Here is a 14,760-nt window from a genome sequence, read left to right as displayed (position 1 = left end):
TATCTATTGACCCCTCGCCTGGCATCGCCCAAAGTGGCCTGACCAATATCGGAGAGGGCAAGGGCATGAAGCAGAAATCGGCTGTCGGCGCGCGGGTGCGTCATTTGCGGGGTAGCCTGGCCCTGCTGGCGCTGGCGCCGCTGCTGCCCGCGCTCCCCGCCGCTGCCCATGACGCCTCCACCGTCACCGCCTCGCCGCGCCAGACCTATAATCTCAACCCCGGCTGGCGGATGACCATCGGCGATCAGGCCGGCGCGCAGCAGCCCGGCTTTGACGACAAGGGCTGGCAGAGCGTCACCCTGCCCAACGCCTTCAACGAGACCCAGGCTTTCGCCCGCGATATCAAGGCGCTGTCCACCGACATCATCTGGTATCGCAAGCACATCACCCTCCCGGCCGATGCGACACGCGGCAGGGCCTTCCTGGAATTTGAGGGCGTGCGCCAGGCCGCCGAAATCTGGGTCAATGGCCGTTCGGTCGCGCTGTCCGAACATGGCGTCATGGCCTTCGGCGCCGACATTACCGCCGCACTCAAGCCCGGTGACAATGTCATCGCCGTGCGCGTCGACAATGACTGGAAATATAAGGAACGCGCCACCGGCAGCGGCTTCCAGTGGAACAATGACAATTTCAACGTCAATTATGGCGGCATTACCAAGAATGTCCGGCTCCACCTGACGGGCCAAGTCTATCAGACGCTGCCGCTCTATTCGACGCTCGGCACCACCGGCCAATATGTCTGGGCCGACGGCTTCGACATCGCCGGCCGCCGTGCGACCATCCATGCAGAAAGCCAGGTCCGCAACGACAGCGCCGCCGCGCGCGCCTTGTCGCTCCGCGTCGAAATCCGCGATCCCGCCGGCCGCCGCATCGCCCGGTTCGACAGCGCCGCCACCTCGATCGCACCCGGCCAGGCCGCCACCCTCGCCGCCGCCGCGCCGGTCGCCGACCTCCATTATTGGAGCTGGGGCTATGGCTATCTCTACACCGTGACGACCAGCCTGATCGACAAGGGGCCAAAAAATGCTGGCAAGGTCATCGACAGCGTCGACACCAGGACCGGCTTCCGCCAGACCCGCTTCGGCAATGGCAAGGTCGACCTCAATGGCCGCACCATCATGGTCCATGGCTATGCCCAGCGCACCTCCAATGAATGGCCCGCCGTCGGCACCTCCATCCCGCCCTGGATCAGCGACTTTTCCAACGCGCTGATGGTGGAGAGCGGCGGCAATCTGGTCCGCTGGATGCACGTCACCCCGTCAAAGCAGGACATCGAATCCGCCGACCGCGTCGGCCTGATGCAGGCGATGCCGGCGGGCGACGCGGAAAGCGACGTGACCGGCCGCCGCTGGGACCAGCGCAAGGAGGTGATGCGCGACGCGATCATCTATAATCGCAACAATCCCTCGATCCTCTTCTATGAAAGCGGGAACGAGAATATCAGCGAAGCGCATATGGCGGAGATGAAGGCGATCCGCGATCAATATGATCCCCATGGCGGCCGCGCCATCGGATCGCGCGAGATGCTGGACAGCAAAGTCGCCGAATATGGCGGCGAGATGCTCTATATCAACAAGAGCGCGAAGCATCCGATGTGGTCGATGGAATATAGCCGCGACGAAGCCGCCCGCGCCTATCAGGACAATTTCACCCCGCCCTTCCACAAGGATGCGCCCGACTATAATCGCAACCAGGACAGCCATGCCATCGAGGATGTGAAGCGCTGGAACGACTATTATGTCATGCGACCGGGCACCGGCACCCGCGTCAGTTCGGGCGGGGTCAACATCATCTGGTCGGACAGCAACACCCATTATCGCGGCGACAATAATTACCGCCGCTCGGGCGAGGTCGATGCCGTGCGCATCCCCAAGCAGGGCTTTTTCGCGCATCAGGTGATGTGGAACGACTGGGTCGACAGCGTCACCCCCGCCACCCACATCATCGGCCACTGGAACTACGCCCCCGGCACGGTCAAGGACATGAGCGTCGTGTCCAATGGGGATAGCGTCGAGCTGTTCCTCAACGGCCGCTCGCTCGGCAAGGGCCAGCGCAGCGACAGCTTCCTCTTCAGCTGGAAGGCTATCGCCTTCGCCCCCGGCACACTGCGCGCGGTCGCCACCCACGCCGATGGCAAGACGTCGGAATATAGCCTGACCACCACCGGCCCGGCGGTGGCGCTGAAACTCACCCCCCATGTCTCGCCGCGCGGCTTCGTCATGGACGGCGCCGACATCGCACTGGTCGATGTCGAAGCGGTCGATGCGCAGGGCCGCCGCGTGCCGGTCGACGCCAGCAAGGTCCATTTCGACCTCAAGGGGCCGGCGCTCTGGCGCGGCGGCATCGCTCAGGGCGACAGCCAGGGCAAGGTCCGCGCCGGCCAGACCGAAGGCGAAGCGGTGGTGACCAAGGCGCATGGGGCGGACGGCACCACCTCCTATGCCGGCACCGCGCGGGAGGAGGATAATTATATCCTCTCGCCCGACCTGCCGCTGGAGGGCGGCGTCAACCGCGTCCTGATCCGCGCGGGAACGAAGGCGGGCACCGTATCCCTCACCGCAACCGCGCCGGGCCTCAAAGCCGCCAGCCTGTCGATCGCGACTAAGCTGCCCGCCGCCGCCAAGGGCGGCCTGTCCACCGACTTCGCCGACGCCTTCCAGCCCGGCAGCCTGGTGCGCGGCCCGACGCCCGCCACCCCCAGCTTCACCCCGCACCGCACCACTTTCCTCGCGCAGGATATTCGCGCCGGGTCGGGGCAGGCCGATGCCGGCGCCACCGTCGACGACAATGAACTCACCCGCTGGGCGAGCGACGGCAAGCCGGACAATGGCTGGATCGAATATCGCTTCGCCACGCCGGTGCGCTTAAGCGAAATCGACCTGAAGCTGGTCGGCTGGCGCTCGCGTGCCTATCCGCTCGAACTGACGATCGACGGCGAGAGCGTCTGGCGCGGCGAGACCGAGCGACAGCTTGGCTATACCACGCTCCGCTTCCCCGCCACGACAGGTCAGACGCTGCGCATCCGCCAGACCGGCCCGGTGCAGGACAAGGACGCCTTCGGCAAGGTGGTGGAACTGGCCAGCGCCCGCCAGGCCGGCGACACCGGCGCCGACGCCGTCCCGCCCGGCTGGCACCTGGGCATCGTCGAAGCCGAATTCCACGGCCCGGTGGATTGAGGCCCCCAGCCTGCACGCTCCCACGTCCGTTCGTTTCGAGCTGTCGAGAAACGAGAGAGCCGCGCCGGCTGTTTCTCGACCCAGTTCCTCCTGAGCGCCTGCCTCAGGTCATGCGGACAAATTCGGACGGTCTGAAAGCGACCAGAAGCGGACATTCCTCCCCGGAACGGGGAGGTGGCAGCGCGAAGCGCTGACGGAGGGGCAGGTGCCTCTTGGCGCTGCGCTATCCGGCCTGTGCCCCTCCACCACTCGCTGCGCGAGCGGTCCCCCTCCCCGTGCCGGGGAGGAATGTCTTGTTCCCACCCATCGCCACCGCTCGGCGAACCTCAAAGCAAGCACTACGACGCCTTCGCCAGCCCCGGCACCCGCACCGGCTGCGCCACCGGCCGATTGAGCGCGACCGACAGCCGATCGGCTGTGCGCAGCGCCAGCGCGGCGATGGTCAGCGTCGGATTGGCCCAGCTCGACGTCGGGAAGGTCGAAGAGCCCACGACATAGAGATTGGCCTGGCCATGCACGCGCCCATCGGCATCGACCACGCCCTGGCGCGGATCGGTCGCCATGCGGGTCGTGCCCATATGATGATAGCCGCCGATCGCGTGGGAGGAAATGAGCGGATCGTTGCGCCACAATTCGCCCGGTTCGTCCAGCCAATCGGCACGCTCGACCCGGCCCATGCCCAGCCGCTTGAGTTCGCGGCCCAGGCCATCGACCAGTCCAGTGACACTATGCTTGTCGATCGCCGACAGCCGCCAGTCCAGCGCCACGCGCGGCACGCCCAGCGCGTCGCGCTCCTTCGTCAGCAGCACCCGGCTATCGGGATTGGGCGCCTGTTCGGCCCGCACCAACAGCGCGATCTCCAGCTTGCCCGCCTTGTGCAGCAGCCAGGGGCGCAGCGGATCGACATGGCGCTGGGCCCAGGTCGCCGCCTTCTTGGTCATCATCCACATCCGCCGGCCACTGCGCGTCGGCGACATGTCATGCTTGAGCGAACCATAGGCCCGCATGCCCCAGAATTGCGACGCCCGCGCCGGCTGTCGCCCGACGATGGTGAGCGAACTGTTGAGCAGCCCCTCGCGCCGCTGCAGATCAGCCGAGGGAGTGATCAGCGCCGCCATGTCATGGCCGCCGATCCGGTGGCGCCGGCCGAACGCCTTGAGCAGCGGCCAGGCTTTCGCATCGACGATCCGCCCGCCGCGCGCATGGGGATGCTCCATGAAGTTGCGGCCGACCTGATCCCGCTCATTACCGATGTTCGACGCCAGCAGCAGCCGGGCATTCTCGATCCCGCCCGCCGCCAGCACGAAGGCGCGCGCCTCGACATGCAGATGCGCGCCGGCCAGCGCCTTCGCCTCGATCCGGCTGATCGCGCCATCCCTGGTCACGATCCGCGTGACGCTGGCATGGGTGATGATCTCGCAGCGCGGATGATCGCGCAAATCCTGGCACGCGTCGAAGGTGAAGCGGTTGAAGCGCGGATCGAAATTCCACACCGGCATGTGCAGTTCCGACCGGTCGAAGCCGGGCAGCGGCACGCCATGGGCGCTCAGCGCCTCGGCGCTCGCCGGCTCGTCGCCAATCTCGAAAATGCCGCGCGCCTGCCCATAATAATCCTGCAGTTCGTCCCAGGACAGCGGCCAGCCTGACCCCGCCACCCAGTCGCGGCGCTGCAGGTCGATCGGGTCCAGCGTGGCGCAGCGCCCGCCCCAGATCGCCGTCGTGCCGCCAAAGAAGCGCAGCCGCGCATCGTCCAGATCATAATAGGTCTGGCCGACATTCCTGCCGGCATTGAGGTCGGCGGTTTCCCGCTCATAGTCCAGCCCGCCGCTTTCCAGCAGCAACACCTGATGCCCGGCCGCCAGCAGCCGGCGCGCGGTGGTGATGCCGGCCGCGCCCGCGCCGATGACGCAGACATCTGCCCGCCGGCGCAGCGCGCCGGTCTGTTGCGAGAGATCAATGCTCATTCATGCGTCCTGATTATTGGCCAGATCGGCCGCGTGCTTCTGCAGGAAATCCTGGGATTCCACGCCGGTCAGCACATAGACGGTGCCCTTGCGGGCCCAGTAGGCGATGGTCTCGCCGTCGACGACCTGGGTGCGCGGCGTTTCCGGCAGGCCGGTGACAGCCCGCGCCGCGAACAGCGATACCGGCGCCTTTTCGCCCGCATCGATCACCAGTTGCAGGCTCGGCCCATAGTCCGACGGGAACAGCTGCACATCCAGCACCCGCCAGCCCGCCGGCAGCACCGGCACGTTGATATGGGTGGCCGACCGGACATCGGCCGGGTCGAAATGCGGGATTTCGGGCTGCGACTTCATATGCGACCGCACCAGCGCGGTCTTGTGCGACATCAACGCCTCCTCGATGAACACCGGCATCGCCTGCGCCGTCGGCGCCACGCCCATGTTCAGCTTGCCGACGCCCAGCGCCACCGCGGCAACGATGCCCGCCGCCATCGCCAGCCCGCCGCTCAACCGGCGAAACAGGCGGCTGCGGTGCAGCGCGCCCTCCACCTTGCGAGCGCTGTCGTGCAGGCATTGCGGCGCCGGCTTCTCGTCGCGCTCGGCCAGTGCCCGCATCGCGTCCCGCACCGACAGATCGGCCAGCACACGTGCGGCGACATCGGGATTGCGCACCAGATAATCGGCCACTTCCAGCCGCCCCATGGCGTCGAGCTGATCGTCGACATAGGCGTGCAGTTCGCATTCGGTGATGGTGAGTTCCGCCATGGCTCAATCCCTCACGACGCGCAGATGGCCGGGGCGCACGGCGGGTGCCCCCTCCTCCAGCGCGCGCAGCTTCGCGCGGGCACGGGACAGCCGCGAAATCAGCGTGCCGATGGGAATGCCGATCGCGTCGGCCGCATCCTGATAGGAAAGCCCCTCGACCGCGACGAGATGCAGCACCGTCTGCTGCTCCTCCGGCAAGGCGCTCAGCGCCGCCTCGATCTGGTGCAGCCGCACCATCTGCTCCTGTGCCGGTGCCGCCACCGGCTCGGCCTGCGCCACGGCGTCGGCGCGGAACCGTTCGCGCACGGCCGCCCGGCGCGTGCCGCTGACGAACACATTGTGCAGAATGGAAAACAGCCAGACGCGCAGTGGCCGGCCGCGCTGATAGCTGTCGGCATTGGCATAGGCGCGCACCAGCGCATCCTGTACCAGATCCTCGGCATCGCTTTCATTTCCGGTCAGTCGACGGGCATAGCGCATCAGCGCGGGCAACAGGTCGACAACCTTGGGCGGCGTGGGTTTCATACGTCACTTACGCCTCAGTGATCGCTTTAATCCCCCTTCGCCCAAATATTTCTGAATTATGTATCTTCAACCCGTCAGGGCCGGATTTCGCGCCTTTCCGCGCTGCTGCGCAGGCCTGCCTCCAATATCTCCATCACCGCGATCGCTTCGTCCGCCGGCACCGGATTGGCGGCCTCGCCCCGGATCGCATCGGCCAGCGCCTGCCAGAACAGCCGGTAATCGCCACGTTCATTCATAACCATATGGCTATCCCCCGCCGCATCGATCAGATGGCCCGGCTGCGGATCGATGCCCCAGTCCGCACCCTCGGGCCGCTGCCCCGCGACCGTCGCTGCCTCCTGCCCGTCGGTCCCATGCTTGATCCAGCTGCCGCCCGTGCCATGGACGACGAAGCGCAACCCATGCGCCGCCGCCTGCTTGGTCGCATGCAGCAGCACGCGATGGCGCGGATAGCGCAGCGTCACATGGAAATAATCGGGCGACGCTGCCCCTTGCCGCAAAGCCGCAATGTCCGCGCTTACGCCTTCGGGCTTGCCGAACAGGCACAGCGCCTGGTCGACCAGATGCGGCCCCAGATCCTGCCAGATGCCTGCCGCCCGCGCGTCCTTCCAGGTCGTCGCCGGGGTCGGTCGCCAGCGGTCGAAATGGCTTTCGAACTGGATGATCTCGCCCAGCCGCCCCTCGGCGATCAGCCGGCGCAAGGTGCGGAAATCGGCGTCCCAGCGCCGGTTCTGGAAGATCGCCAGCAACCTGCCCGCGGCTTCCGCCTCGGCCGCCACCCGGCGTGCATCGGCCAGGGTCGTGGCAAAGGGCTTGTCCACCAGCACATGCTTGCCCGCCCGCAGCGCCGCGATCGCATGATCGGCATGCAGTTCATCGGGGCTGCACACGATCACCAGATCGACCCCCGGCAACGCCAACAGCGCATCGACATCGGGCACCACCTGCATGCCCGGCAGGCCGGCATGGACCTTGGCCGGGTCGCGCGACACCACCGCACGCAGCGCCATGCCCGGCGTCGCCAGCACATAGGGCGCGTGGAACGCCCGCCCGCCAAGCCCATAGCCGATCAGACCCACGCCGATTTCCTGCATCATCATCGTCCCATATCGCCGGGGCGGATCAGGGCGCACGCGCCTTGCCCCATAAAGATAGCATATACTATCTTCATGCCGAATCCCGCGAACGGGATCATGCCGAGAGGATAGCGCCCATGTTGTTGCGCCGACCATCGCCGCTTGTCGACCCGGCATCGGGTGTGCTGCGCGCCGACCATTTCCAGATCGCCTATGCGACCAACGATATCGACCGGGCGCAGGCGATCCTGGCCGATCGCTATGGCATTGGCGCCTTTCGCCGGCTCGAAGGACCGCTGGCGGCCGGCGGCCAGATCCGCGTCGAACTGGCCTGGGTCGGTCCGGTCATGTACGAACTGCTGACCGCCTCCGGGCCGGGATCGGCCATCTACATGAACCGCCTCGCCCCCGGCGATGCTTTCCAGATGCGCCATCATCATCTGGGCTATCTGATCCACGACGCCGCGCAGTGGCAAGCCCTGCTCGCCCGCGCGCAAGCCGACGGCCTGCCCGTCCCCCATGTCAGCCATAATGAAGGCTTCATGGACAGCTGCTTCGTCGATGCGCCGGAGCTTGGCCATTATCTCGAATATATTTTCCCGACCCAGGCCGGGATCGACTTCTTCGCCGCCGTGCCAGCCACCTAGCCTCCACCTGACCCGCCCGAAAGGACCAATCATGCCCCCTGCCCCTCGCGCGATCGTCGTCGGCACCGGCTTTGGCTGTCGCATCCATGTCCCCGCACTGCGCGCTGCCGGGTTCGAGGTGGCAGGGCTTGTCGGCACCGATCCCGACCGCACCCGCCGCCGCGCCGATGCTGTCAACATCGCCGACATCTTCACGGATCTGGGCGAAGCGATCGACCGGACCGGCGCGGTCGCGGTGACGATCGCCACGCCGCCCGCCAGCCATGCCGCGCTTGCCCTGACCGCGATCGAACGGGGCTGGCACATCCTCTGCGAAAAGCCGATGGCCGCCGACCCGGCCGAAGCCCGCGCGATGCTGGCGGCGGCGGAACAGGCGGGCATCACGCACCTGATCGGCAACGAGTTTCGCTGGGCGCCCGATCGCGCCATGATCGGCCGCGCCATCGCCAACGGGCTGATCGGCGATCCGCGCTATGTCACCCTGTCCAGCGTCCTGCCGATCGTCGCCGATCCTGCCGCCCGCATGCCGCGCTGGTGGTTCGATGCCGGCGCGGGCGGCGGCTGGCTCGGCGCCCATGGCTCGCATCTGGTCGACCAGTTGCGCGTCTGGCTGGGCGAGGTCGACAGCCTCAGCGCCACCCTGCCCACCGTGTCGGACCGCCCGGCCAACGCGGCGGAGGACAGCTATATCGTCCGCTTCCGCATGAAAAATGGCGCACAGGGCATTCTCCAGCACAGCGCCGGCGTCTGGGGTCCATCCGAAAATATCAGCCGCGTCGCCGGCACCCATGGCACGCTCTGGGTCGACAAGGGGGTGGTCAGGATCGCCGACCGCGATGGCGTGCGCGACCTGCCCGTCGATGCCGACCTCCACCTGCCGCCGATCGAAGCCGACGACCCACGCAAGGCGGCGATGCTGTTTGAACTCGCCCCCTTCATCCGCCTGTGCGAAGCCCTGCGCGCCGGCGTCGAAGGCCGGCCGATGCCCGATGGCGTCCCGGTCCCGACCTTCCATGACGGCGTCGCGGCGATGGCGCTACTCGACGCGATCCGCCAGTCCGCCGCGCAGGATGGCGCGCTCGTCAATATGGCCTGAAAAGAGAGAAGGCCCGTCGACGGGGGGATGTCGACGGGCCCGATCTGCGAGACCGCCCGAGCGGGGGGAAGTGCGGCGGCCTCATGCAACAGAACGGGCCAGTGCAGCGATGGTTCCCGCCTTATTGCTGATGCGGCAGCAATTCGATGAACAGCCCTTCGGCATCGGCGCACAACAGGTCGCCATCGCGCAACTCACCCCGCACGAAACGCTTGCGCCCCTCGACCTTCGTGACCCAGGCGCTGACCTGCAATTCCTTGTCGATCGGCGTGATCGCGCGATAATTGACGTGCAGATAGGCGGTGCGCGCCATGCGCTGCGCGCTCATGTTCGCCGGCAGCCCCAATATCTCGTCGAACAGCAAAGCCACCGCCCCGCCATGAGCGGCATAATTGGCGCCCAGATGGAAGGCGCCAAAGGTGACGCGGGCATGGAGCGAATCATCGCCCATCTGATCGGGGATGAAGGCCGGCGCGAACACCTGGCCATGACCCGGCGCATCGCGCACCCGGCCGAACATGCGATGCGCCTCGTCCGCCACCATCGGCGTCAGCCGCTGCGTCCAGGCGGCCAGGTCCGCGTCCAGCGCCTGCGCCGTAGCGTCGTCCAGCTTGGCCGCCGCGACATGATCCAGGAAATCGCGCAGCCGGTCGATCATCGCGCCATAGGGCGTATCGCCCGTCAGCCAGCGCCCGCCCAGCAGATCCCGTTCCTCGTCCGCTCCCGGTCCTGCCGCCGATCCTGCTTCCGTCATCTGTCGTCCTGCTCCCTTTGCCCCTGCTTAGCCATGCTTTGGCGGGCGAAGGAAGCCCCCGATCGGCGGGCAGGATGACGGCTGGATTGCCGCGCATCAATCGGCCGCGGCCACGCCTTCCGGGATAACGCTACGGCGTTGCAGCATCACGCTGCGCCCCGGCACCATCAGGGGACCGTCGGGCAACTCGAAAAGAAAATCGCCCTCCGCGCCATTGATGCACAGGCTTAGGCCCGACGCCCGGAAATGCAGCACCAGCCGCCGCCGCGCGGGATCTTCCCATTGAGCGACGCTCAGCGGCTGACCGCCCTCGTCCAGCCAGACGACATCGTCCTCGCCCAGCAGCGCCACATCGGTCAGATCGGCACAACGCCGCCGCCATTGCCCCAGCGCAAAGGCATGGGCCTCGATCTCCCGGTCGCGCGCGTCCCACTCGATCCAGCTGATGCCATTATCCTGCGCATAGGCATTATTATTGCCCATCTGGCTGCGCCCGAACTCGTCGCCCGCCGTCAGCATGATCGTCCCGCGCGAGCAGAAGAGGGTGGAGAGCAGCGCCTTGATGTCGCGCCGCCGCGCCGCGATGACCGTCGGATCGTCGCTCGCTCCCTCCACGCCGTTGTTCCAGCTGAAATTCTCGCCATGGCCATCGCGATTGTCCTCGCCATTGGCTAGGTTATGCTTGTCCGCATAAGCGGTGCAGTCGGCCAAAGTGAAGCCGTCATGGGCGGCGAGGAAATTGACGCTGCGGGTCGTCCCCTCGAAAATATCCGACGATCCCGCCAGTCGCGTGGCGAAGGCACCGATCGTGCCAGCGTCGCCCCGCCAGAAACGCCGCATATCGTCGCGATAGCGGTCATTCCATTCCAGCCAGGGCGGCCCGAACCGGCCCAGTTGATAGCCCCCCGGCCCGATATCCCATGGCTCGGCAATCAGGATGCGGTCGCCCAGCACCGGATCGGCGCGCATCTCCGTTAGCAGCGGCGCATCACGGTCGAACCCGTCCGGCAACCGCCCCAGCGCCGGCGCCAGATCGAAACGGAAACCGTCGATCCCCGCCTGCACCACGAAATGGCGCAGCGATTCCAGGATCATCCGGCGCACCATCGGCTGGTTGCAATCCACGCTGTTGCCGGTGCCGGTATCGTTGATCAGCCGCCCGTCCGCCTCGTGCCGGAAATAGGCGCGGGCATTGAGGCCGCGCAGCGACAAGGTCGGCCCCAGCCTGTCGCTTTCGCCGTCATGATTATAGACCATGTCCATGATCACGCCGATCCCGGCGTCATGCAGCGCCGCCACCGTATCGCGCAGTTCGGCAAGCCCGCCGGGCGCCAGCCGCGGATCGAGGGCGAAATAGCTGACCGGATTATAGCCCCAGGCATTGCGCAGGCCGAGCGGCGGCAAATGTCGCTCATCGATCCACGCGTTGATCGGCATCAGTTCGACCGCGCCGACGCCCAGCTTCTGCAGATGGTCGATCACCACCGGATGCGCGAGCGCGGCGATCGTGCCGCGCTGCGCCTCGGGAATGTCCGGATGCAGCAGCGAGAAGCTGCGCACCTGCAATTCGTAGATGAGCCCACCCGGCTGGAAGCGCGGCGCCGCCGAAGCGACGGCCGGCAACGGCGCGGCGACCACCCCTTTGGGCATCAGCGGCGCGGTATCTTCCCCCTGCCCGCGCGGTGCGGCCAGCATCGGATCATGGACGAAGGCCCGGTCGATCGCCGGCGCATAGGGATCGAGCAGCAGCTTGTCGGGGTCGAACCACAGGCCGCTATCGGGATCATATGGGCCATCGGCGCGCAGGCCATAGCGGGCCCCGGCACCGACGCCCGGCGCATGAACCTGCCAGACGCCCTCCTCTCCCCGCGCCATCGACAGGCGGGTTTCCCGGTCGTCCTGATCGAACAGGCAGAGCCAGAGCTGCGTCGCCTCCGGCGCCCAGACGGCAAAGCGGGTTCCGCCGGCATCGATCACCGGCCCGAACCCGCCCGCGCTCATGCGGCTTCGCGCCCCAGCAGGCTGCGATAGAGGGCCGCATAGCGCGCCGCGCTGTGGGTCCAGCTGAAATCGGCGCGCATCCCCGCGCGCTGCATCGCCTGCCAGGCCTCCGGCTCGCCATGCAGGCGCACCGACCGCGCGATCGCGCCGTGCAGCGCCAGCGGATCATCGCCAGCGAACAGGATGCCGGTCGCCACGCCCGCGCTCACCGCCGCCTCATTGGCGTCGATCACCGTATCGGCCAGACCGCCGACCCGCGCCACCACCGGCACGCAGCCATAGCGCAGGCCATAAAGCTGGGTCAGGCCGCAGGGTTCGAACCGCGACGGGATCAGGATCGCGTCGCCGCCCGCCTGCAACAGGTGCGACAGCGGTTCGTCATAGCCGATCTGCACGCCCACCCGGCCGCGATGCCGGTCCGCCGCCGCCAGGAAGCCGCCCTCCAGCGCGTGATCGCCCGATCCCAGCACCGCCAGCTTCGCGCCCAGCCCGACCAGATGGTCGATCGCCCCCATCATCAGGTCCATGCCCTTCTGCCAGGTCAGGCGGCTGATGATGACGAAGATCGGCGCATCGTCGCGCTGCAGGCCGAAGCGCTTTTCCAGCGCCCGCCGGTTGGCACTGCGTCCACTCAGGGCGCGCGCGCTGTAGCGCCGCGCGATCAGTTCATCCTCGGCCGGGTTCCAGATGTCGGTATCCACGCCGTTCAATATGCCATGCAGCTTGTCACTGCGCCCGTTGATCAGCCCGTCCAGCCCCATGCCATGGACCGGCGAGCGAATTTCCTCGGCATAGGTCGGGCTGACCGTGGTGATCGCATCGGCCGACACCAGCCCCGCCTTCAGGAAGCCGGTGCCGCCATAATATTCGACGCCATCCATGCCCCAGGCATCGGCCGGCAGGCCCAGCTGGGCAAATATCTCCGGCCCGAACCGCCCCTGAAAGGCCAGGTTATGGATGGTGACGACGCGCGGCACGGCATGGGCCGGGCCAAAGCGCATATAGGCTGCCGTCATCGCCGCCTGCCAGTCATGGACATGGACGATATCGGGCACCCAGCCCTTCACGCCCTCCGCCGCAATGTCCGCGCCGACCCGCGCCAGCGCGGCAAAGCGCCGCCAATTGTCGCCCCAGTCATTGCCGCCATGGTCGCCATAGGGCCCGCCTTCGCGCGCGAAGAAATCGGGCGCATCCAGCACCAGCAGGTCGAGGTCGCCGACCTTGCCCGCCAGCACCGTCGCCGAGGCGCCGAACAGCGCCTCATAACGGCGCACCGCCTTGGCCTTGCCCAGCTTCGACAGGACCGACGGATAGCCCGGCACCAGCGTCCGGGTCTCGACATCATGGCCGGCCAGCGCGCCGGGCAGCGCGCCGACGACATCGGCCAGCCCCCCGGTCTTGATCAGCGGATAGATTTCGGACGCAACCGACAGAAGCTTCATCATCATCCTTCGTTTCAGGCCACCAGCCGATCGATCATCGGCTGCGTCACCAGGCATATGCCGCTGTCGGTGCGGCGAAAATGCTGCGCGTCAAAGGCCGGGTCTTCGCCGATGATCAGGCCCGGCGGGATGCTGATCCCCGAATCCACCACGCATTTGTGCAGCCGCGCGCCGCGCCCGATCTCGCAATTGGGCATGATGATGCTCTCGGTAATGGAAGAGAAGCTGTGCGTGCGCACCTCGGAAAAGAGCAGGCTGCGATGCAGCGACGAACCCGACACGATGCAACCGCCCGCCACCAGCGAACTGGTCGCCGATCCGCGCCGTCCTTCCTCATTATGGACGAACTTGGCCGGCGGCGTGACCTCCGAATAGGTCCAGAGCGGCCAGCTGCGGTCGTAGAGGTCCAGGCTGGGCACCACGTCGGTCAGGTCGATATTGGCCTGCCAATAGGCGTCGATCGTGCCGACATCGCGCCAATAGGGCACCAGCTCGCTTTCCGCCCGCACACAGCTGCTGGAGAAGCGATGCGCCACCGCCTTGCCGTGCTTGACGATATAGGGGATGATGTCACCGCCGAAATCGCGCTTGCTGTTCTTGTCGTCGGCGTCCCGCCACAATTGCTCGATCAGGAAGCGGGTGCGGAAGACATAAATGCCCATCGATGCCAGCGCCATGTCGGGCTGGCCGGGAATGGCGGGCGGATCCTTGGGCTTTTCGACAAAGGCGGTGATCACGTCCGCCTCGTCGACATGCATCACGCCAAAGCCGACCGCCTCCTGACGCGGCACCTCCAGACAGCCGACCGTGACGTCCGCGCCACTGTCGACATGCTGCTGCAGCATCAGCTCATAGTCCATCTTGTAGACATGGTCGCCGGCCAGGATGACCATATATTCCGGCGCATAGCTTTCGATGATGTCGATATTCTGGAACACCGCGTCGGCCGTGCCCTCATACCATTGGCTTTCGGAAATACGCTGGCTGGCGGGCAATATGTCGAAGCTCTCGTTGCGCTCGGGCCGCAGGAAGTTCCAGCCGCGCTGCAAATGACGGATCAGCGAGTGGGCCTTATACTGGGTCGCCACGCCGATCCGGCGGATACCGCTGTTGAGCGCATTGGACAGCGCAAAGTCGATGATCCGCGCCTTGCCGCCGAAATGCACCGCCGGCTTGGCCCGCCGGTCGGTCAGCTCGGCAAGGCGACTGCCGCGTCCGCCGGCCAGCACATAGGCCATGGCGTCGCGCGCGATCGGCTGATTGCGTTGTTGCATTAGGGCTCCTCTCTCATGCCCGCGACCGCCTGCACGCGTT

11 protein-coding genes are annotated in these 14,760 nt (G+C 66.8%); 3 read left to right on the top strand and 8 right to left on the bottom strand.

What is annotated here, in order from left to right; all coding sequences use genetic code 11:
• The first annotated feature begins 65 nt into the window (after window positions 1–65).
• Complete coding sequence (locus ACI6S0_RS04470; protein ID WP_434405099.1) at window positions 66–3,176, top strand: DUF4982 domain-containing protein; 3,111 nt, start codon at window positions 66–68, stop codon at window positions 3,174–3,176.
• Window positions 3,177–3,514: 338 nt separating this feature from the next.
• Here the strand turns inward: ACI6S0_RS04470 and ACI6S0_RS04465 are convergent, their stop codons facing one another.
• The 4 genes from ACI6S0_RS04465 to ACI6S0_RS04450 form a co-directional block, all read right to left on the bottom strand.
• The gene (locus ACI6S0_RS04465; protein WP_434405097.1) at window positions 3,515–5,140 is read right to left on the bottom strand and encodes an FAD-dependent oxidoreductase; all 1,626 of its coding nucleotides are present in this window, start codon (window positions 5,138–5,140) and stop codon (window positions 3,515–3,517) included.
• The gene (locus ACI6S0_RS04460) at window positions 5,141–5,905 is read right to left on the bottom strand and encodes an anti-sigma factor family protein (protein ID WP_434405095.1); all 765 of its coding nucleotides are present in this window, start codon (window positions 5,903–5,905) and stop codon (window positions 5,141–5,143) included.
• A 3-nt stretch (window positions 5,906–5,908) separates the two neighbouring features.
• Entirely contained in the window at window positions 5,909–6,430 is a 522-nt protein-coding gene (locus ACI6S0_RS04455; protein ID WP_434405093.1) for a sigma-70 family RNA polymerase sigma factor, read from the bottom strand.
• Window positions 6,431–6,504: 74 nt separating this feature from the next.
• Window positions 6,505–7,530, bottom strand: coding sequence for an oxidoreductase (locus tag ACI6S0_RS04450; RefSeq protein WP_434405092.1), 1,026 nt, complete (start codon window positions 7,528–7,530; stop codon window positions 6,505–6,507).
• 113 nt (window positions 7,531–7,643) lie between these two features.
• On the opposite strand from ACI6S0_RS04450, the gene ACI6S0_RS04445 reads away from it, so the two are divergent.
• Window positions 7,644–8,153 (top strand): hypothetical protein, encoded by a 510-nt coding sequence (locus ACI6S0_RS04445; RefSeq protein ID WP_434405090.1) that lies wholly within the window; start codon window positions 7,644–7,646, stop codon window positions 8,151–8,153.
• 31 nt (window positions 8,154–8,184) lie between these two features.
• Entirely contained in the window at window positions 8,185–9,249 is a 1,065-nt protein-coding gene (locus tag ACI6S0_RS04440; RefSeq protein WP_434405088.1) for a Gfo/Idh/MocA family protein, read from the top strand.
• Between the two features lie 121 nt (window positions 9,250–9,370).
• Here the strand turns inward: ACI6S0_RS04440 and ACI6S0_RS04435 are convergent, their stop codons facing one another.
• From ACI6S0_RS04435 to glgC, 4 genes are all read right to left on the bottom strand, one after another.
• On the bottom strand, window positions 9,371–10,003 hold the full coding sequence (locus tag ACI6S0_RS04435; RefSeq protein ID WP_037507444.1) for a PaaI family thioesterase: 633 nt from the start codon (window positions 10,001–10,003) through the stop codon (window positions 9,371–9,373).
• Between the two features lie 96 nt (window positions 10,004–10,099).
• Window positions 10,100–12,004: a glycogen debranching protein GlgX gene (glgX, locus tag ACI6S0_RS04430; protein ID WP_434405086.1), complete on the bottom strand. Its 1,905-nt coding sequence runs from the start codon at window positions 12,002–12,004 to the stop codon at window positions 10,100–10,102.
• A complete protein-coding gene (gene glgA / locus ACI6S0_RS04425; RefSeq protein ID WP_434405085.1) occupies window positions 12,001–13,452 on the bottom strand; it encodes a glycogen synthase GlgA in 1,452 nt (483 codons plus the stop codon). The genes glgX and glgA overlap by 4 nt, the downstream gene beginning before the upstream one ends.
• A gap of 8 nt (window positions 13,453–13,460) precedes the next feature.
• A complete protein-coding gene (gene glgC / locus ACI6S0_RS04420) occupies window positions 13,461–14,720 on the bottom strand; it encodes a glucose-1-phosphate adenylyltransferase (RefSeq protein WP_374551795.1) in 1,260 nt (419 codons plus the stop codon).
• Window positions 14,721–14,760: the final 40 nt, after the last annotated feature.

Origin of the sequence: Sphingobium sp. DN12, from assembly GCF_051058005.1 — a bacterium.
Taxonomy (GTDB): Bacteria; Pseudomonadota; Alphaproteobacteria; order Sphingomonadales; family Sphingomonadaceae; genus Sphingobium; species Sphingobium yanoikuyae.
The sequence above is the reverse complement of the archived record's forward strand: the minus strand, read 5'-3'. Positions and strand labels throughout refer to the sequence as shown.

What these genes read in the sequence shown, in the direction of transcription:
- ACI6S0_RS04470 (WP_434405099.1), top strand. Translation starts at nt 66, where the DNA reads ATGAAGCAGAAATCGGCTGTCGGCGCGCGGGTGCGTCATTTGCGGGGT.
- ACI6S0_RS04460 (WP_434405095.1), bottom strand. Translation starts at nt 5,905, where the DNA reads ATGGCGGAACTCACCATCACCGAATGCGAACTGCACGCCTATGTCGAC.
- ACI6S0_RS04440 (WP_434405088.1), top strand. Translation starts at nt 8,185, where the DNA reads ATGCCCCCTGCCCCTCGCGCGATCGTCGTCGGCACCGGCTTTGGCTGT.
- ACI6S0_RS04465 (WP_434405097.1), bottom strand. Translation starts at nt 5,140, where the DNA reads ATGAGCATTGATCTCTCGCAACAGACCGGCGCGCTGCGCCGGCGGGCA.
- ACI6S0_RS04455 (WP_434405093.1), bottom strand. Translation starts at nt 6,430, where the DNA reads ATGAAACCCACGCCGCCCAAGGTTGTCGACCTGTTGCCCGCGCTGATG.
- glgC (WP_374551795.1), bottom strand. Translation starts at nt 14,720, where the DNA reads ATGCAACAACGCAATCAGCCGATCGCGCGCGACGCCATGGCCTATGTG.
- ACI6S0_RS04435 (WP_037507444.1), bottom strand. Translation starts at nt 10,003, where the DNA reads ATGACGGAAGCAGGATCGGCGGCAGGACCGGGAGCGGACGAGGAACGG.
- glgA (WP_434405085.1), bottom strand. Translation starts at nt 13,452, where the DNA reads ATGATGATGAAGCTTCTGTCGGTTGCGTCCGAAATCTATCCGCTGATC.
- ACI6S0_RS04450 (WP_434405092.1), bottom strand. Translation starts at nt 7,530, where the DNA reads ATGATGATGCAGGAAATCGGCGTGGGTCTGATCGGCTATGGGCTTGGC.
- glgX (WP_434405086.1), bottom strand. Translation starts at nt 12,004, where the DNA reads ATGAGCGCGGGCGGGTTCGGGCCGGTGATCGATGCCGGCGGAACCCGC.
- ACI6S0_RS04445 (WP_434405090.1), top strand. Translation starts at nt 7,644, where the DNA reads ATGTTGTTGCGCCGACCATCGCCGCTTGTCGACCCGGCATCGGGTGTG.